Origin of the sequence: Sphingopyxis sp. Q841 (genome assembly GCF_052384365.1) — a bacterium.
GTDB lineage: Bacteria > Pseudomonadota > Alphaproteobacteria > Sphingomonadales > Sphingomonadaceae > Sphingopyxis > Sphingopyxis terrae_A.
In genome coordinates, this window is sequence record NZ_JBQSUM010000002.1 from 142,134 (window position 1) to 160,521 (window position 18,388).

Annotated in this window: 18 protein-coding genes and 1 tRNA gene; 7 read left to right on the forward strand and 12 right to left on the reverse strand. The window is 64.4% G+C overall.

The annotated features are described in order from the left end of the window. Window positions 1-9: 9 nt before the first annotated feature. The 5 genes from ACT17R_RS11095 to hisI form a co-directional block, all read right to left on the reverse strand. Window positions 10-1,503: a phospholipase D-like domain-containing protein gene (locus ACT17R_RS11095; protein WP_217373399.1), complete on the reverse strand. Its 1,494-nt coding sequence runs from the start codon at window positions 1,501-1,503 to the stop codon at window positions 10-12. 46 nt (window positions 1,504-1,549) lie between these two features. After that, window positions 1,550-3,352 (reverse strand): acyl-CoA dehydrogenase C-terminal domain-containing protein, encoded by a 1,803-nt coding sequence (locus tag ACT17R_RS11100; protein WP_217373398.1) that lies wholly within the window; start codon window positions 3,350-3,352, stop codon window positions 1,550-1,552. A 68-nt stretch (window positions 3,353-3,420) separates the two neighbouring features. Then, a complete protein-coding gene (locus tag ACT17R_RS11105; RefSeq protein WP_003051357.1) occupies window positions 3,421-3,852 on the reverse strand; it encodes a MerR family transcriptional regulator in 432 nt (143 codons plus the stop codon). A 63-nt stretch (window positions 3,853-3,915) separates the two neighbouring features. Beyond that, window positions 3,916-4,464, reverse strand: a complete 549-nt coding sequence (locus ACT17R_RS11110; RefSeq protein WP_186403233.1) for a hypothetical protein — start codon at window positions 4,462-4,464, stop codon at window positions 3,916-3,918. Further along, entirely contained in the window at window positions 4,457-4,831 is a 375-nt protein-coding gene (gene hisI / locus ACT17R_RS11115; RefSeq protein ID WP_003051351.1) for a phosphoribosyl-AMP cyclohydrolase, read from the reverse strand. The genes ACT17R_RS11110 and hisI overlap by 8 nt, the downstream gene beginning before the upstream one ends. A 144-nt stretch (window positions 4,832-4,975) precedes the next feature. On the opposite strand from hisI, the gene purF reads away from it, so the two are divergent. From purF to ACT17R_RS11130, 3 genes are all read left to right on the forward strand, one after another. Then, entirely contained in the window at window positions 4,976-6,433 is a 1,458-nt protein-coding gene (purF, locus tag ACT17R_RS11120; protein ID WP_003051348.1) for an amidophosphoribosyltransferase, read from the forward strand. A gap of 10 nt (window positions 6,434-6,443) precedes the next feature. Next, entirely contained in the window at window positions 6,444-7,172 is a 729-nt protein-coding gene (locus ACT17R_RS11125; protein ID WP_217373397.1) for an SDR family NAD(P)-dependent oxidoreductase, read from the forward strand. 64 nt (window positions 7,173-7,236) lie between these two features. Beyond that, window positions 7,237-7,623, forward strand: coding sequence for a hypothetical protein (locus ACT17R_RS11130; RefSeq protein WP_254535900.1), 387 nt, complete (start codon window positions 7,237-7,239; stop codon window positions 7,621-7,623). 31 nt (window positions 7,624-7,654) lie between these two features. On the opposite strand, the gene ACT17R_RS11135 is transcribed toward ACT17R_RS11130, so the two are convergent. The 6 genes from ACT17R_RS11135 to ACT17R_RS11160 are packed head-to-tail and all read right to left on the reverse strand — an operon-like array spanning window position 7,655 to window position 15,452. Next, entirely contained in the window at window positions 7,655-8,830 is a 1,176-nt protein-coding gene (locus ACT17R_RS11135) for a serine hydrolase domain-containing protein (protein ID WP_444809452.1), read from the reverse strand. Window positions 8,831-8,860: 30 nt separating this feature from the next. Next, complete coding sequence (locus ACT17R_RS11140) at window positions 8,861-10,144, reverse strand: SAM-dependent methyltransferase (protein ID WP_217373525.1); 1,284 nt, start codon at window positions 10,142-10,144, stop codon at window positions 8,861-8,863. A 35-nt stretch (window positions 10,145-10,179) separates the two neighbouring features. Continuing rightward, window positions 10,180-11,568 (reverse strand): cryptochrome/photolyase family protein, encoded by a 1,389-nt coding sequence (locus tag ACT17R_RS11145; protein WP_444809453.1) that lies wholly within the window; start codon window positions 11,566-11,568, stop codon window positions 10,180-10,182. After that, on the reverse strand, window positions 11,568-12,515 hold the full coding sequence (locus ACT17R_RS11150; protein ID WP_444809454.1) for a metal-dependent hydrolase: 948 nt from the start codon (window positions 12,513-12,515) through the stop codon (window positions 11,568-11,570). The genes ACT17R_RS11145 and ACT17R_RS11150 overlap by 1 nt, the downstream gene beginning before the upstream one ends. Before the next feature lie 40 nt (window positions 12,516-12,555). Further along, complete coding sequence (locus ACT17R_RS11155; RefSeq protein WP_003051331.1) at window positions 12,556-13,593, reverse strand: 2-oxoacid:ferredoxin oxidoreductase subunit beta; 1,038 nt, start codon at window positions 13,591-13,593, stop codon at window positions 12,556-12,558. Next, window positions 13,590-15,452 carry a 2-oxoacid:acceptor oxidoreductase subunit alpha gene (locus ACT17R_RS11160; RefSeq protein ID WP_444809455.1) on the reverse strand — a complete coding sequence of 621 codons (1,863 nt, stop codon included), beginning with the start codon at window positions 15,450-15,452 and terminating at the stop codon, window positions 13,590-13,592. Before ACT17R_RS11160 ends, ACT17R_RS11155 begins: the two co-directional genes overlap by 4 nt. A 196-nt stretch (window positions 15,453-15,648) precedes the next feature. On the opposite strand from ACT17R_RS11160, the gene ACT17R_RS11165 reads away from it, so the two are divergent. Continuing rightward, window positions 15,649-16,590: an alpha/beta hydrolase gene (locus ACT17R_RS11165; protein WP_444809456.1), complete on the forward strand. Its 942-nt coding sequence runs from the start codon at window positions 15,649-15,651 to the stop codon at window positions 16,588-16,590. Beyond that, window positions 16,587-17,063 (forward strand): RNA pyrophosphohydrolase, encoded by a 477-nt coding sequence (locus ACT17R_RS11170; RefSeq protein ID WP_058811700.1) that lies wholly within the window; start codon window positions 16,587-16,589, stop codon window positions 17,061-17,063. Before ACT17R_RS11165 ends, ACT17R_RS11170 begins: the two co-directional genes overlap by 4 nt. On the opposite strand, the gene ACT17R_RS11175 is transcribed toward ACT17R_RS11170, so the two are convergent. Continuing rightward, window positions 17,024-17,713, reverse strand: coding sequence for a uracil-DNA glycosylase (locus tag ACT17R_RS11175; RefSeq protein WP_444809457.1), 690 nt, complete (start codon window positions 17,711-17,713; stop codon window positions 17,024-17,026). The genes ACT17R_RS11170 and ACT17R_RS11175 overlap by 40 nt on opposite strands. A 17-nt stretch (window positions 17,714-17,730) precedes the next feature. Here ACT17R_RS11175 and folK point away from each other — a divergent pair, with 17 nt between their 5' ends. Both folK and ACT17R_RS11185 read left to right on the forward strand, forming a co-directional pair. Continuing rightward, on the forward strand, window positions 17,731-18,258 hold the full coding sequence (gene folK / locus ACT17R_RS11180; protein ID WP_444809458.1) for a 2-amino-4-hydroxy-6-hydroxymethyldihydropteridine diphosphokinase: 528 nt from the start codon (window positions 17,731-17,733) through the stop codon (window positions 18,256-18,258). Between the two features lie 45 nt (window positions 18,259-18,303). Next, window positions 18,304-18,379 (forward strand) — tRNA-Lys (locus ACT17R_RS11185). The last annotated feature ends 9 nt before the right edge of the window (window positions 18,380-18,388 follow it).

The following is an 18,388-nucleotide window of genomic DNA, read 5'->3' on the forward strand; positions in this document are numbered from 1 at the left end:
GCCGCGCTATCATCTCCGCCGGAACGGGCGGTGACGCTTCATCCAGGCTTTGCCGCGGTGCCAGTTCCGGCGCAGCCCGCGCTCGGCGATCCCTTCGAACATCGCGTCGGGATTTTCGGGATCGAGCAGTTCATGCTCGGCGATATAATCGTCGAACGGCCCGGGCTCGACGAGATCGAGTAACTCGAGCGAGCGGCCCGGCCCGCGCAGCGCCTCGATCGCATCGATAAGCGACCCCGTTGTTTCATAAAGGCGGCCGACATCGGCCGGATCGACGTCCAGATGCTCGCCGATCAGCGATTCGCGCAGCGCCCGGATCGTCGGCTCCACCCCGCGGTTCGCGGGCAAAGCGGCATCGATCGTCACATCGCATTCGCTGTCGAGCCCCAGCGATCGATTGTTCATGTTCGACGATCCGATACGCAGCAGGCGATCGTCGACGACCGCAGTCTTTGCATGAACATAGATCGGATCGCCGCCCGCGGTGTGCGGGACATATACGCGCAGGCGGTCGCCGTGCCGCGCCTTGGCAATCGCGCGCACCAGCTTCACGCGCGCCGCGTCCATCGCCATCTGTTCGAGCCACCCGTCGGCGGTACGCGGCATCACCATGACGAATTCGGGCGGATCGTCCTCGTCCAGCCGCTCGGCGATCGCCGCCGCGATCTTGGCCGAGGTAAAATATTGATTTTCGAAATAGACGAAGCGCTTCGCCGAGGCGATCATGTCGAGATAGAGCTGCTCAATCTCGCGAATTTCGGGATAGCCGTCATATTCGGCGCGCGTGCGCGATATTGCGACATCGACGTTCGTAAAATCGGGTTCGAGATTTTCGGGCCAGTTTTCGCCGTCGCCCTTTACGTCGCGCAATTGCTTGTTCGTTGCGCGCTGCCACCGTTCGTTGCCCAGATCGGCAAGCGCTTCGCCGACCGGCCCGGCCAGGATCATCGTCGAATCGTGCCACGGCATATAGGGCTGGCCGTCGGGATTGGTGCGCCGCGGATCGCCGTCGCGATGGCCCCGCGTATCCCAGCGCGATGAGGACACGTCGATGCCGCCGCACACCGCCAGATGATCGTCGAACACCGCGACCTTCTGGTGGTGGCTGCATCCAGTGGGGTGCGCGCTGTCGAGCCGGAAGCTGATCGAGCGCGTCACCTTCCAGCGCAGCACCATCGAGACGATGCGCGGCATGAGAAACTGTTTCAGACCGCCGAAATTCCAGCGAAGAATGTCGATATCGCGGTCGGGTTTCGCATGGGCCAGACGCAGCAGAAAATGCCCCAGCGATTCGCCCTTGCCCGCATCGTCGGGCGTCAGGGCAATCCGCGGGTCGAAATCCCAGCCGATCAGCAGGATGCGCTCTTTCGCGCGCTCCATCAGCCGGACGAGCAGCGCGTAATAGTCGGCCGCATCGACGATCATCCGCGCCTTGTTGGCGCGTTCGATCCGCCAGCAATTGCGGCCTTCCTCAACGATCGGGGTCAGCGCATCCTCGCTCATCGCCGCCTACACGCACGGGCGGCGGCGATGGTTGCGAGCCTGCACGTCAGGCGGCGAAGAATTGATCGGGCGTCAGCGCCATCATCGCTTCGCTGCCGACCTCGATCTTGCGGCGCAACGCGCCCGCATCGGGGATGAAGCGTTCGCCGAAATGACGCGCGGTAACAAGCTTGGCTTCGAGGAACGCCTTGTTCCCGCGCCCTTCGTCGAGCGTCTTCTGTGCCGCTTCGGCCATGCGCAGCCACATGAGGCCCAGCGCGACGATACCCATGATGTGCATGTAATGATGCGCGCCCGCGCCGACATTATTGGGGTTGGTCATGCCATTGGCCATGAACCACATCGTCGCGGCCTTGAGTTCGCCATTGGCCTTTTCGAGTTGCCCCGCAAAATCGGCGAAGGCCGGCTTGTCCTTCGCCGCCGCACATTCGGCGTCGACGATCGCGAAAAAGGCCTGGATGGCACGGCCGCCATTCTGCGCGAGCTTGCGCCCGACGAGGTCCATCGCCTGTACGCCGTTGGCGCCTTCGTAGATCATCGTGATGCGGGCATCGCGGACATATTGGCTCATGCCCTGCTCTTCGATGTAGCCGTGGCCGCCGAACACCTGCTGCGCGTTGGTCGCGACGTCATAGCCCTTGTCGGTGCCATAGCCCTTGATCACCGGGGTCAGCAGGCTGACGAGGTCGTCGGCCTGCTGCCGCTCCTCTTCGGACGCGGCGCCATGCGCCAGATCGACCTGCAGCGCGCCCCAGAGACACAGGCCGCGCAGCCCCTCAACCACCGCCTTGCCATCCATCAGCATGCGGCGCACGTCGGGATGGACGAACAGCGGGTCGGCCTTCTGGGCGGGATCCTGAGGCCCGGTCAGCGCCCGGCCCTGCCGGCGGTCCTGCGCATATTGGACGGCATTCTGATAGGCTATGTCGGCCTGACCCAACCCCTGTATGCCGACGCCGAGCCGCGCGGCGTTCATCATCACGAACATCGCGGCAAGGCCCTTGTTCTCCTCGCCAACCATCCAGCCTTTTGCGCCGTCATAGTTCATCACGCAGGTCGCATTGGCGTGGATGCCCATCTTGTGCTCGATCGACCCGCACGACAGCGTGTTGCGCTCACCGAGCGAACCGTCGTCGTTCACCAGATATTTGGGGACGATGAACAGCGAAATTCCCTTGACGCTGTCGGGTGCGTCAGGGGTCTTTGCCAGCACGAGATGGATGATATTGTCGGTGAGGTCATGCTCGCCCGACGAGATGAAAATCTTCGTCCCCGTGATCGAATAGCTGCCGTCGGCGTTCGGAACTGCGCGCGTGCGGATCAGCCCAAGATCGGTGCCGCACTGGGGCTCGGTCAGGTTCATCGTGCCGCCCCATTCGCCCGACACCATCTTGGGGACATAGAGCCTTTTCTGCTCGTCCGACCCTTTGACCAACAGCGCCGAGACTGCGGCCTGCGTCAACCCCGGATACATGGCAAAGGCCTGGTTCGCCGCCATGCGATATTCCTCGACCGGAAAGCCGAGGACGTGGGGCAGCCCCTGACCGCCGAACTCCTCGGGCTGGTTGAGTAGCGTCCAGCCCGCTTCACAATAGGCCTTATACGCTTCCTTGAACCCCTCGGGCGTGGTGACCGAACCATCTTCATGCCGCGTGCAGCCTTCGAGGTCGCCCGATCGGTTGATCGGGAACAGCACCTCTTCGCAGAATTTGCCGGCCTCGGTCAGCACCGCTTCGACCATATCGGGCGACGCATTGGCGAAGCCCGGCAGGTCGGCGTAGCGATCGATACCGAGGACATCATTGAGCTGGAACAGCGTATCTTGGATCGGGGCGCGGTAGACAGGCATGCGAAATCTTTCCGATAAATCAGGTGTTGGCAATCAAACTTGCCCGGGGAGGTTCTGGTTGCCGAAGCTCAGCCGACTTTTTCGCCAGCGTCGACCTTTTTCACCATATCGATGAAACGTGTCAGTTCCTCGACGGCGCTGTCGATGTCATCGCGCTGACGCTGGAGCAGCGCGATGCGCTCCTCGCATTTTTCGACCGTGACCTGGCGCTGGAGCTTGCGGCCATCGCCGACGTCGTAAAGGTCGATCATCTCGCGAATGTCGGCCAGGCTAAATCCGGTGCGCTTGGCACGCAGAATCCAGGCCAGCCGGGCGCGGTCGCGTTTCGAATAGATACGCGACAGCCCCTTGCGCGAGGGGCTGATCAGCCCTTCGTCCTCGTAGAACCGAAGCGCGCGCGCGGTGACGCCGAATTCGGTCGACAGATCGGTGATGCTATATTGCTCGCGCCCCAGATGATCGGGCGTGTCGATATGGGCGTGGCCGTATTCTTCGGTCATCCCGAAAGACTAGTTTCCGTTGACGTGAACGTCAAGGCCGTCGGAGATAAGGAAAAGCGCCGCTTACGGCGATCCGCAAGGCCGAACCATATTGCCGCGTCCATCGCGCAACTGCAAGCCCTTTGCATCGTCCGCCGACCAGCTCGCCCGCGGCAGGCGCAGGCCCGAGAGCGAGGCGCGTGACGGGCACAGGCTGTCGCATTGCGACGGCAGGCGTCCGGGCAGGCGCAGTTCGTCATCCTCTTCGTGGACAAGTGCCTCGCATCCCTCGACCCCGGCGAAGCGCATCCGCCAGTCATCCCCGTCGCGGACGATGGTGCCGCGCGCATTGCACGACAGGCCGGGACCGAAAGACGCGCTCACCGCAAAGCGCCACTGCCCGGCGCCATCGGGGACAACGCACATCGCATCGCGGCCAAGCTCGTGCGTGCGTTCGAACAGGCCGGTCGGATCGCTTGCATCGGCGCGTACCACCCCGCGTTCGCGCGCCGCGATTTCTAACGGATTGCGCGTATCGATCGCGGCATCGGCGCCGTCGCGCTTCGCCCGGTCGCAGCCGCCGACGAGCAGCAGAACCGCGACGAGGAGGCCCGCGACGCGTGGGCTAGGCATCGGTATCGAGGAAGGTCAGGCTGCCGTCGCGCTCGATCCGGCGATAAAAGCAGGACCGGCGCCCGGTGTGACAGGCGGGACCGGCGGGCTTCACGCGCAAGAGCAGCGCATCCTGATCACAATCGACGCGCATTTCGACGACCGCCAGCTCGTTGCCCGAGGTTTCGCCTTTGCGCCACAGCGCGGCCCGCGACCGCGACCAGAAATGTGCCTGCCCCGTCTCCTGCGTCAGCGCGATCGCGTCGGCATTCATATGCGCGACCATCAGCAGCACGCCGCTGTCGGCGTCGGTCACGATGGCGGTCACCAGCCCGGCGGCGTCGAAACGCGGCAGGAAACGGTCGGTGGTGTCGCGCGAAGCATCCATGGTCCGCGCCTTAGAGCAGGTCGAGAGCGGCTGTCACCCCCCGCGCGGGTGGGGTTGACATCAAAAGGTCAAATATGGGGGGCGACATTTGGGTTCGGCACTCCTATATGCGCGGCAGTCCCAGCCCCCTGCCCCTGGATTGACATGCTGACGACCCATCCTTTTGACGACGACAAGCTCCGCGAGGAGTGCGGCGTCTTTGGTATTCACGGCGCCGAAAGTGCCGCTGCGGTCGCGGCGCTGGGGCTTCACGCCCTGCAGCACCGCGGTCAGGAAGCCGCGGGCATCACCGCCTTCGATGGCAAGGATTTCCATACCCACCGCGCGATGGGGCATGTTGCGGGCAATTTCGACCGCGACGACATCATCCGCCAGCTCGCGGGCGCGTCGGCGATCGGCCATGTCCGCTACTCAACCACCGGCGAGACGGCGCTGCGCAATGTCCAGCCGCTGTTCGCCGACCTGGCCACCGGCGGCTTTGCAGTCGCGCATAACGGCAATATTTCCAACGCGATGGCGCTGCGCAAGATATTGGTGCGCCGCGGATCGATCTTTCAGTCGACGAGCGATACCGAGGTCATCATCCACCTCGTCGCCACGTCCAACTATCGCACCCTGCTCGATCGCTTCATCGACGCGCTGAAACAGGTCGAGGGCGCCTATTCGCTGATCTGCCTGACCGCGGAAGGCATGATCGGCTGCCGCGATCCGCTCGGCATTCGTCCGCTGGTCATCGGCAAGCTGGGCGATGCGTACATCCTCGCGTCCGAAACCGTGGCGCTCGACGTCGTCGGCGCCGAATTCGTCCGCTCGGTCGATCCCGGCGAACTTGTGATCATCCGCGACGGCCAGCTTTCGTCGCACCGCCCCTTCGCCGATCGCGCGGCACGGCCGTGCATCTTCGAATATGTCTATTTCTCGCGCCCCGATTCGATCGTCGATGGCACCAGCGTCTATTCGGTGCGCAAGGCGATCGGCGCCGAACTGGCGCGCGAAAATCCGGTCGACGCCGATCTCGTCATCCCGGTCCCCGATTCGGGAACCCCCGCGGCGATCGGCTATGCGCAGGAATCGGGCATTCCCTTCGAGCTCGGCATCATCCGTTCGCACTATGTCGGCCGTACCTTCATTCAGCCGGGCGACAAGGTTCGCCACCTCGGCGTCAAGCTGAAGCACAATGCCAATCGCGCCCTGATCGCCGGCAAGCGGATCGTGCTGATCGACGATTCGATCGTGCGCGGCACAACCAGCCTCAAGATCGTGCAGATGATGCGCGACGCGGGCGCCGCCGAAGTGCATATGCGCATCGCCAGCCCGCCGACGTCGCATAGCTGCTTCTACGGCGTCGACACGCCCGAACGCGCCAAGCTGCTCGCGGCGCAGATGACGGTCGGCCAGATGGCCAATTTCATCAATGCCGACAGCCTGTCCTTCCTGACCATCGACGGTCTGTACCGCGCGCTGGGTGAGGCGCGACGCAACGACGATTGTCCGCAATATTGCGATGCCTGCTTCACCGGCGACTATCCGACCACGCTGACCGATTTCGACGAGAACAGCCTGGAAGATCAATTTTCGCTGCTTGCCGAACGGGTTGTCTGACAAAATGACGATGAAATCTGAAGAACTGGCGGGCCAGACGGCGCTCGTCACCGGCGCGAGCCGCGGCATCGGCGCTGCGATCGCCGAATCGCTCGCACGACGCGGCGCGCATGTCGTGATCACCGCCCGCACCGCGGGCGGGCTCGAGGAACTGGAAGACCGCATCCACGACGCGGGCGGCAGCGCGACCATTGCGCCGCTCGACCTGACCGACGGCGACAGCATCGCCCGGCTGGCGAGCGCGATCGCCGAACGGTGGCAGCAACTCGACATGCTCGTGCTCAATGCCGCGATGCTCGGCACGCTGACCCCGGTTGGCGCGATCGACAGCAAGGAATTCAACAAGCTGCTGACGCTCAATCTTGTCGCGCAGCAGGCGCTGATCGCCAATTTCGATCCGCTGCTGCGCCGCGCGCCCGCAGGGCGCCTCGTCGCGCTATCGACCGGCGTTGCACGAACGCCGCGCGCCTATTGGGGCGCCTACGCCGCGTCGAAGGCGGCGTTTGAGGTGCTGGTGTCGAGCTATGGCGCCGAAATGCGCAATATCTCGAACGTCCGCACCGCAATTCTCGACCCCGGCGGCACGCGCACCCAGATGCGCGCACGCGCCTATCCCGGCGAAGACCCGCAGAGCATCAAGGATCCGGCAGTCGTCGGCGAATTCGTCGCTCGGATGATGGTCGATGGCTTCGACAGCACCGCCTATCACGCGCTGCCGAAGATGATGGCAGAGGCTTAACGCGATATTTGCTTTCCCGGGCTATCACGCGCTCTCAAGCGTTTCGAGAAGCAAGGGCATGGAAATGGGCGGCAATATTCTGCGTTCCGGGGTCGCGGCGGTTATCGGCATTGCGGTTGCCTTCGGCCTGTTGTGGATCGCCCAATATGCGGGCGGCGAATTCGCTCCCGAAGTCTATGACCTCGACACCGGCGAAATCCTGATCCCGCTCGGCGCGACAATTGCGTTGCTCGTCGGCTGGTTCGTCGGCACCTTCGCCGGAAGCTGGCTCGCGATGCGCATTTCGGACGGCACCGGCGCCGGCTGGGTTGTTGCCGGAGCGATTCTGGGCGCAGCCATCTATCGTTCGATCACCTTGGCTGATGCCTGGTGGGTGATGGCGCTGGGCGTCCTGATCCCGGTTGTAGCCGCCTGGCTCGCTCAGCGCGCTACCGCTACGCCGGTCGTCTGAACGGCACTGTGGCGCTAGACGCATCAACAAATCAGCGGCTGCTTTCCCGGTCGACCGCAGCCTGCACCGCCTTGTAAAAGGCCTCGCGCGCCGCGCCCACGCCTTCGGGGTCGGTTGCGGTCGGCCAGTTGCCGTTCGATGCGATGACGAGCCGTCGTTTGGGGTCGATGAAGATGCCCTGCCCGAAGATGCCCTGCGCGGCGAAGCTGCCGTCGTCGTTGGTCCACCATTGATACCCGTAGCCGCGCCCCGGCTGATCGATCGCGGCCTGCTTGGTCGTCGCGGCGGCGAGCCAGTCATCGGGCAGAACTTTCTCCCCACCAGCCACGCCGCCGCCGAGAATGAACAGACCGAAACGGGCATAATCGCGCAGGCTGGCCGATACGCAGCAACCGCTGATCTCGTGCCCCGTCGGGCCGAGCATCCAGACCGCGTCCTGATCCATGCCGAACGGCTTCCATATCTTTTCGGACAGATAGGATGAGAGTGTCTTGCCCGTCGCACTCGACACGAGGACGCCGATCAAATTGGTCTCGCCGGTCTTGTAGACCCATTTCGACCCCGCGGGCGCCTCGCGCGGCAAGGTCTTCATATAGCTGACGGTAATATCCTCGCCCGCGACTGGCTTTTGCAGATTGAACTGCGCCACGTCCGATTTGGGATCGGTATAATCTTCGTTCCATCGCACGCCCGACGTCATCGTGAGCAGCTGCCGCACGCTGACATCGTCATAGGCCGAACCGCGCAGTCCGGGGATATACTGCGTCACCTTGTCGTCGAGGCTCTTGATATAGCCATCCTTGACCGCCGCACCGACAAGCGTCGAGGTAAAGCTCTTCGCGACCGAAAAGCTCGTCCAGCGTCCCGCAGGACCATAGCCGAGCGCATATTTTTCGAGCCGGATCTTGCCGTCCTGAACGATGATCAGCCCCGCATTGCGCTGGCGCGCCATATGCGCGTCGATGTCGACCCCGACATCGAGCGGCTGTCCTTCGGGCAGCGGATAGACCGGGCCGCCCGCCGCAATGGTGTGCACGACGACCTTGGGCACCGATTCCATCGTACGGAAAGCGGCGTCGCGTTGATCCTGGCTCCAAAACAGCACATTCTGATCCTTTGGCATGGCGTCGGTGGTCTGTGTCGCGGCTGTTCCGGCAAGGCCGGCCAGCGCCACGGGCAATAGCAAGGCGGCCAATCGTCGTCGCATTCCCCTCTCCCTCTTCTCGATTACAGTCGACTATCCGTCGATCTTTTCCAGCGTGACCTGCGCGACGTCGATCCCACCGCCGCGAAAGCCGCCTTCGCAATATTGCAGATAATAGCGCCACAGACGGATGAAGCGTTCGTCAAAGCCCGACGGGAGTTGCCCCGCCGACACCGCCTCGTCAAAACGTTCGCGCCACTGGCGCAGCGTTTCGGCATAGTCGCCGCCGAAATGACGCACATTGCCCCATGCCAGCCCGCGCGCTTCGGCCAAGGCCCGGAAGCGACTTTCGGAAATCAGGCAACCGCCGGGGAAAATATAGGCCTGAATGAAGTCGCTGCTCGCCGCATAGCGTTCGAACAGCGCGTCGTTGATCGCGATATATTGGATCGCCGCCTTCCCGCCGGGGCGGAGCAGCCGCGCGATCGCGTCGAGATAGGCGGGCCAATAGGCCTGCCCCACCGCCTCGACCATTTCGACGCTCGCAATCGCGTCATAGGGGCCCTTGGCGTCCCGATAATCGCAGATTTCGACACGCGAGCGTCCCGAAAGATCGACCGCCTGCAATCGCGCCTCGGCCACCTCCGCCTGCGACGGAGACAGGGTGATACCGGTGTAGAGAACATCGTGGCGCTCGACCGCGCGTTCGGCGAGTGCGCCCCAGCCGCAGCCGATTTCGAGCAGCCGCGTCCCCGACCGCAGGTCGAGCCTGTCGAGGATCGCATCGACCTTGACCTCCTGCGCCTCTTCCAGCGTCATGCTAAGGTCGGTGAACAAGGCACTCGAATAATTAAGTCCGCTGTCGAGCCACAGCCGGTAGAAATCATTGCCCAGATCGTAATGCGCCAGAATATTGCGCTTCGAACCGCTGCGGCTGTTGCGGTTGACGATATGGGCGGCGCGATTGATCCAGTGCAGCGGCCCGCGCGAGCGCGCGACATTGCCCAGTGTTTCACCGTTGCGCATGAACAGATCGAACAGCGGGACCGGATCGGGCGAACTCCATTCGCCCAGGTCCCAGGCCCGGTACCAACCGACCGATCCCGACATCGCGAGGCGCACCAACGCCGACCAGCTTTTCAGATGAACGATCGCGGTCGGTCCCTTGCCACGCCCGCCCAGGATGCGCACGCTGCCGTCGGGCAGATGGCCCTCGAGCGTCCCCTTGCCCAGCCCCGCATCGATGCGGTCGAGCAGGCGATGGAACTGCCCCGCCGGGGCGCGGCCGACGAGGCGCGCGATAAAACCACCCGACCGAAAAGCCCTGTCGGCGCGAAGAAGCGCTTTGCCGCGACGGGGGCTGACATGGGTGTTCATTAGCATTCCCTGCCGCAAAACCCGCCGCATGACAATCAGTTGTCGTCGGCCTTCATGACGTCATATGCCGACAGCGCCCGCGCGCGGGCTTCGCGATGCCCAATGATTTTCGGGGGATAGCTTCGCGGACGGCGACCGAATTCGTCGGGATCGTGGATTGCGGCATCGCCGATATCGGCCAGTTCGGGCACCCATTGGCGGATATAGGCGGCGGCATCGAATTTCTCCGTCTGGGTAAGCGGTGCCATGATCCGCGGAAACATGTTCGAGTCGACACCTGACCCCGCGACCCATTGCCAATTCACCGCATTGGACGCGTAATCGGCATCGATCAACGTATCCCAAAACCATTGTTCGCCGCGCCGCCAGTCGATGAGCAGATGCTTGATGAGGAAGCTCGCGGCGATCATCCGGACGCGATTGTGCATCCAGCCGGTTGCCCAGAGCTGCCGCATGCCGGCATCGACGATCGGATAGCCCGTGCGTCCCTGTTGCCAGGCGGCGAAATCGGCGTCGGCCTCCTTGCCGCTCCGCCAAGGCAGCGCGGTATCGAAGGCTTCGCGGGCACTGCGGCCGCCGTAATCGGGATATTGCAAGATCACCGTCTGCGCATAGTCGCGCCACCCGATCTCGGCGAGGAACACATCGACCGATCCCCCCGCGTCTGCGACGGCATGCCAGATCGCGGCGGGCGAAACCTCTCCGAAGTGAAGATGTGGCGACAGGCGCGAACTGCCTTCGATCGCGGGCAGGTTCCGTTGCTCGTCATAACGCGCCGCGATCTCGGCAAAAGCGCCGAGTCGCACCTGCGCGCCCGTTTCGCCCGGCGTCCATTCGCCTTCGAACCCAGTCGCCCAATTGGGCCGGGACGGCAGCAGTTTCCAATCGTCCAGCCGGTCCGAGGCGGGCCAGCGGTCGGGCGCATCGAGGCCTTCGGGCGCATCCAAGGGGGCAGGCGGCGGCATATGATCGCGCAGCGCGCGCCAGAAGGGGGTGTAGATTTTATAGAGACCGCCGCTGCCGGTCTTCACCGAGCCCGGCGGCGCGAGGTAATTGCCGTCGTGACATCTAAGATCGAGCCGCTTCGCGACCGCGCGCTCAGCATTGCGCCACCATGGCTCGTAATGACGGAGGCAATGGACGGCGCCGGCCCCGCTCTCCTCGGCAATCTTCGCCAGTTCCTCTTCGCATTTGCCGCGCCGCAGGATCAGCCGCGAGCCGCGCGCGCACAAGTTTTCGTCGAGCCGCGCGAGGCTGTGATGCAGCCACCAGCGCGACGCGCCGCCCATCGCGCGGTGCCGCGGCGTTTCGTCGTCGAGAATATAGACGGGAATGACCGGACCCGACGTCGCCGCAGCGACAAGCGCCGCCTGATCGGCGAGCCGCAGATCGCGGCGAAACCACAGGATCGTCGGCGGCGCCATCAGGGATAGCTGGCGGTATCGGGTGCGGTCACGCGCACCGTGAACTGGTCGCGCGCCAGCGGCTGCATATAGCGCTGATCGTGCAGGACGATCGCATCGCCGTCGCGCGTCGCGACCGGCATCCGCGCCCAGAAAAGGAAGGCGCGCGCGGGCGGATCGGACTTCAGCCACTCGCGGAGGCGCATGTCGTCCATGCCCGTCGGAACCCCCGGCTCCACCGTGCTCCCCTGCCCCAGCGCGTAGGCGCCGCTGCCATAGCGTCCACCGCCGCGCCAAAAGATATCGCGCCGCCAGAAGGCGATCGGCGGCGGGCTCGCGACGACCAGCGCGCCGTCTTGTCCGCTCCGCCGCAGCAGGTCGGATGCCTGCGCCTCGGCCTGCCCCGTCATGACACCGTTGGCGAAGATATAGGCGCAAACGGCGGTGAAACCGATCCAAGCCGGTCGTTGCCAGTCAGGCGCCCCGCGACGTTCGCGTCGCAGCGACAGCCAGACCGACAGGCCGAGCGCCAGCCATATCCACAGGTCGATGATAAACAGTGTATCGCCGTAGAACCAGCGGTGGCTGAACGGTTCGAGCAACCGCACGCCATAGTTGTTGAGCCAGTCGAGCGCCGGGTGGCTGAGGCACCCGATATAGGCGAGCGCGAGCAACCAGCCGCGATGCAAGGGCGGCCTTGTAGCGGGCCGCGTTCCCCGCCGCGTCTGCCAGCCGTCGAAGGCAATCATCGCGGCCCAGAGCAGGACCGGCAGCAAAAGCAGCGCGATCGGCCCATGGGTGATCCCGCGGCGCATCGCGAGCGATTCGACGCCATAAAAGGCGCAGCTTGCGTCGATATCGGGCAGGTTCGCGGCGAGGATCAGCGTCGGCATCGCCAGCGCGGTCTTTTTCTTGAGTCCCATTTGCCCAAGTACCGCGCCGACGAGGCTGTGGGTCAGATTGTCCATGCGCCCCTATAAAGCCGACGCGCGCATCGACCGCAAGCGATCAGAGATCGGGCCCACCTTCGCTGACCGTCCAGGTCTGCCCTTTTTTGAGCAGGCTCTGCAGATCGGCCTTCTTGCCCTCAGCCGCCGCCTTGTTCTGGCGCCATACGTCGGCTTCGAAAGTCGGACGCGGATCATCGTAGAGGACACCGAGCGCCATCGGGAATTCGCCGAAGCGCATTTCCACGAGCATGTGCGCGACGCTGCGGTTGGTGACGTCGTGGACGATCACGCCCGCTGCCTGCCAGTCGCCATCGACGACATCGACGACCTTAAGCGTCAGCGCCTCCTGATCGAGCGCGATGCCCTTCGCGCCCTTGGCAAACAGCATCGGTTCCCCGTTCTGGAGCCAGAGCTGGCGGTCTTCAGCGCCCTTCGGCGCGGCGAAATCCTGGAACACGTCCTTGTTATAGACGATGCAGTTCTGGAAGATTTCGATAAAGGCCGCGCCCTTGTGCGCATGGGCCGCTTTCAGAACATTCGGCAGTTCCTTCGACACGTCGAAGCCGCGCGCAACGAAGCGGGCGCCCGCGCCGAGTGCGAAGGCGCAGGGCTGCGCCGGGCGGTCGACCGAGCCGAACGGGGTCGACGGGCTGTTGGTGCCGACGCGGCTGGTGGGCGAATATTGGCCCTTGGTCAGCCCGTAAATCTCGTTGTTGAACAGCATGATCTGGCAATCGAGGTTGCGCCGGATGAGGTGCATCGTGTGATTGCCGCCGATCGACAGACCATCGCCGTCGCCGGTGACGATCCACACGTCGAGTTCGGGATTGGCAAGCTTCAGCCCCGTCGCGAACGCCGGCGCACGGCCGTGGATCGTATGGAAGCCATAGCTTTCGACATAATAGGGAAAGCGCGACGAGCAGCCGATCCCGCTGATGAACACGGTGCTTTCGGGCACCGCGCCGATTTCCGGCAGGGTGCGCTGCACCGCCTTCAGGATCGCATAGTCGCCGCAGCCGGGGCACCAGCGCACTTCCTGATCGGTTTCCCAATCCTTGAGCGTCGTCGTGCGGGCGATGGTCGTCATCTCGTTCACTGGAGCGCCTCCTCGATGGCAGCTTCGATTTCGGCAATCCGGAAGGGCTGGCCCGACACCTTGTTGAGCGGCTTGGCATCGACCAGATACTGGTCTCGCAGCACCGTCTTGAGCTGGCCCGTGTTCATTTCGGGCACGATCACCTTGTCATAGCTTTTGAGCAATTCGCCCAGATTGGCGGGGAGCGGCCAGATATGGCGCAGGTGAATCTGGCTGACGTCCTTCCCTTCGGCGCGCTTGCGGCGCACCGCCTGATGGATCGGGCCATAGGTCGATCCCCAGCCGACGATCGCAAGCTTGCCGCCCTCGGCGCCGAGTTCGACGATCTGGTCGGGAACCTTGACCCCGTCGATCTTCGCCTTGCGAATGTCGGTCATCGCCTGGTGATTTTCGGGCGCATAATTGATGTGCCCGGTGTCGATTTCCTTCTCGATCCCGCCGATCCGGTGCAGCAGGTCGGGCGTACCCGGCTTCACCCAGGGGCGCGCGAGCTTTTCGTCGCGGCCATAGGGTTTGAAGCCGCCTTCCGGTACCTGGGTCAGAAATTCGACCGGGAAGGCTTCATAGGCGGTGAGGTCGGGGACTTTCCACGGCTCGGCCGCGTTGGCGATATAGCCGTCGGTCAGCAGCATCACCGGCGTCATATATTGCACTGCGATCCGGCACGCCTCGATCGCGCATTCGAACGCGTCACCCGGCGAGCGCGCGGCGATCACCGGCATCGGCGCATCGCCGTTGCGGCCATAGACCGCCTGATAGAGATCCGACTGTTCGGTCTTGGTCGGCAGGCCCGTCGACGGGCCGCCACGCTGCGAATTGACGATGACGAGCGGCAGCTCGGTCATGATCGCGAGGCCCATTGCCTCGCCCTTCAGCGCGATGCCCGGCCCCGACGAGCTAGTGACGCCCAGCGACCCTGCGTAGCTCGCACCGATCGCCGAACAGATGGCGGCGATTTCATCCTCGGCCTGGAAGGTCGTGACGTCATATTCCTTGAGCCGCGACAGATGGTGGAGGATCGCCGATGCGGGCGTGATCGGATAGCCGCCGAAGAACATCGGCAGATGCGCAAGCTGCGCCCCGGCGACAAGACCGAGCGCGATGCCCTCGGCGCCGGTCAGCGTGCGATAGAGGCCGGGTTCGGCGGGCGCCGGCGCGACATGATGCTGCTTGAGCGGTCCCGCGAGTTCGGCGGTTTCGCCATAGGCATGGCCCGCATTGAGCGCCGCGATATTCGCTTCGGCAAGATTGGGATCCTTGGCGAATTTCACCTTCAGCCACTCGGTCAGCGGCTGGCGGTCGCGGTCGAACATCCACAGCGCAAGGCCGAGCGTCCACATATTCTTGCAGCGCAGCGCTTCCTTGTTGCCGAGCCCGAACGGCTTGACGGCATCCATCGTCGCCTGACTGATGTTGAGCTTCAGCAGCTGCCATTTCGCAAGGCTGCCATCCTCGAGCGGATTGGCGTCATATTTCGCCTTGGCGAGATTGCGGTCGTTGAATTCGCCTTCGTCGGCAATGATCAGGCCGCCCAGCTTGAGCACGCCGACATTGGTCTTGAGCGCCGCGGGGTTCATCGCGACGAGCACGTCGGGGGCGTCGCCCGCGGTCGTGATCTCGCTCGACCCGAAATTGATCTGGAACGCCGAAACACCGAACAACGTCCCCTGCGGCGCTCGGATTTCGGCCGGAAAATCGGGGAAAGTCGCCAGGTCATTGCCCGCGAGCGCGGTCGAAAGCGTGAACTGACCACCGGTAAGCTGCATCCCGTCGCCGCTGTCGCCTGCGAAACGAACCACCACTGCGTCGGAAAGGGGGGACTGCCGATCTTCGGCCCGGTCCTCGACCACTGTCGCCATTTTCTGTTCTGCCTTTAGAGTCCTGCGAATTACCGGAATGGGCCTAGGCCCGTCTTACGCCGCCCGCAATTCAGAAAAATTTGTGCGCTGCAAAGCGGATCGGCGCGCGCCTGCCGCAATCAGTTTCCAATTGCCATTGAATTATGCCGCCCGATGGCGAATAGCAGCGGCAACAACATAGCAAGGGATTTGACGGATGACCGACGGCACGACTCCTTATGTTCGCCCCGATGTGGCGGCCTTTCTCGCTTTCCTCAACGCCCAGGACGGCCCCAAGATGGAAGAGATGCCGCCCGAGGCGGGGCGCGAGATGATGCGCGTGATGGGCCAGATGGCCGACGTGCCGCGCGGCGCGATCGCGAAGGTCGAGGATCGCACCATTCCCGGACCCGCCGGTGAGATTCCGATCCGCATCTATGACAACCGTCCCGATCGCGAGCCCGGCCCGGTCATGGTCTTCTACCATGGCGGCGGCTGGGTGATCGGCGATCTCGACACGCACGATCCCTATTGCGCCGAAGCGGCGCGTCAGCTCGACATGCCGGTGATCGCCGTCGACTATCGCCTCGCACCAGAACACCCCTTCCCTGCGGCGCCCGAGGATTGCGAAGCGGCGACGCGCTGGGTCGCCGACAATATTCCTTGCACCGGGCTGGTCCTGTCGGGCGACAGCGCGGGCGGCAATCTGACCATCGCGACCGCGCTCGCGCTGCGCGATACGCCAGCCGCGAAGTCCGTGGTCGCGATCCATCCGATCTATCCGGCGGTCACGACGCATCAGGATTGGCAAAGCTACCGCGATTTCAAGGATGGCTATCTGCTCACCGAAGGCGGCATGACCTGGTTCGGCGATCATTATGCAGCCGATCCCGCCGATCGCCGCGCATCGCCGATCGATTTCGACGCCGCCGGCCTGCCGCCGACCCTGCTTGTGACCGCGGGGCTCGATCCCCTGCGCGATCAGGGCCGCGCCTATGCCGGCAAGCTGATCGCCGCCGGGGTGCCGACGACCTACCGCGAGGCCGCGGGCACCATCCACGGCTATATCTGTCTGGCGCAGGGCATCCCGAGTGCCAAGGACGACATCCGCGGCAATCTGACCGTCCTCAAGGCGATCGTCGCCGAAGCGACCGCATGATCGACGCCAGCGCCCTTCCCTATCGCCCCTGCGCCGGGGTGATGCTCGCCAATCGTCATGGCCGTGTCTTTGTCGGCCAGCGACTCGATTCGGCCGAGGACGCGTGGCAGATGCCGCAAGGCGGCATCGATCCCGGCGAGGATGCCGAAGATGCCGCAATCCGCGAACTCAGCGAGGAAACCGGCGTCCATGCCGGACTGGTCGATATCATCGCGCGCAGCAAGACCGAGCATTTCTACGACCTGCCCGACCATCTGATGGGCAAGATGTGGGGCGGGAAATATCGCGGTCAGCGCCAGTCGTGGTTCCTGATGCGCTTCATGGGCGAGGATAGCGATGTCGATATCGCGACCCGGCATCAGGAATTTCGCGCCTGGCGCTGGGCCGAACTCGACGAGCTCGAACGGCTGATCGTCCCGTTCAAGCGCCAGCTTTACCGCGCCGTCGTCGACGAATTCCGCCCACTGGTCTGATCGCGCAAAGCGACGGCGGTGCGAAAGACGTCGGCGAACATCGCCGGCGTCAGTCGCCCGGTGTTCGTGTTGTAGCGCGAGCAATGATAGCTATCGACCAGATGGCGCCCGTCGGGCAGGCGATGCACCGCGCCATGCGCAAACCGATAGGCGGCGAGCCGCCCGCCCACAGCCCGAACCGCCGCGTCATGCGCAATTCGGCCGAGTGCGATCAGCACCCTGACCCGTGGCAGCGCCGCGAGCTGTCCCTCGAAATAGGGTCGGCAGGCGGCGATTTCGGCGGGCGTCGGCTTGTTCTGCGGCGGCAGGCATTTGACGCTGTTGACGATGATCGTTCCGTTCAGGCGCAGCCCGTCGTCGATGCGCCCGTCATAGACGCCGCGGCTGAGCGCGAATGCGGCGAGCGTTTCGAACAACAGGTCGCCCGCATAATCTCCGGTAAACGGCCGCCCGGTGCGGTTGGCACCGTGCTTTCCCGGCGCGAGCCCGGCGATGGCGAGCCACGCATCGGGATCGCCGAAAGCATAGACCGGCGCATTCCACCAATCGGGATGCTCGGCGCGACAGGCGGCGCGCAACCCGACAAGGCGCGGGCAACGCCGGCAATCGCGCGGCGGCTCGGTACCGGGCAAGGGGCTGTCAATCTTCACCCCGCTGCGATAGGCGCATGGGCATGACCAGCGCAACGCCCCTCCCCCTCTATGCCATCGGCCTTGGTTCGAACCGCCGCCACGTCCGTTTCGGTGATCCGCGGCGCGTGTTGCTCGCAGCACTCGCCGCGCTCGAAAGCGACGATATCGAACCCGTCGATGCGAGCCCGATCGTCGCGAGTGCGCCGATCGGCCCTTCGCGCCGCCGCTACGCCAATGCCGTCGCGCTCGTCGCCTCGCCGCTCAGCCCGCCCGAGATGCTCGATCGGCTGAAAGCCATCGAAGCTGCTTTCGGACGGCGGCGCGGCCAGCGCTGGGGCGCACGCACGCTCGACCTCGACATATTGCTGTGGTCGGAGGGCGCATGGAGCGATGCGGCGCTCACCGTGCCGCACGCGGCGATGACCATGCGCGATTTCGTGCTCGGCCCGCTCCGCATGATCGCACCCGCCTGGCGCCATCCACTCAGCGGCCAAAGCGTCCGCCAACTCGCCGCGCGTCTTTCGCGGGCAAAGCCGGTTGACCACGGCGCTTCGGCGCACTAGGGCGACGGCTCGCTTTCGCACACTGCCCCCCCGGCGGTCCGCGATGGGCCCTTAGCTCAGTCGGTAGAGCAACTGACTTTTAATCAGTAGGTCGCTGGTTCGAACCCAGCAGGGCTCACCATAACCGCCG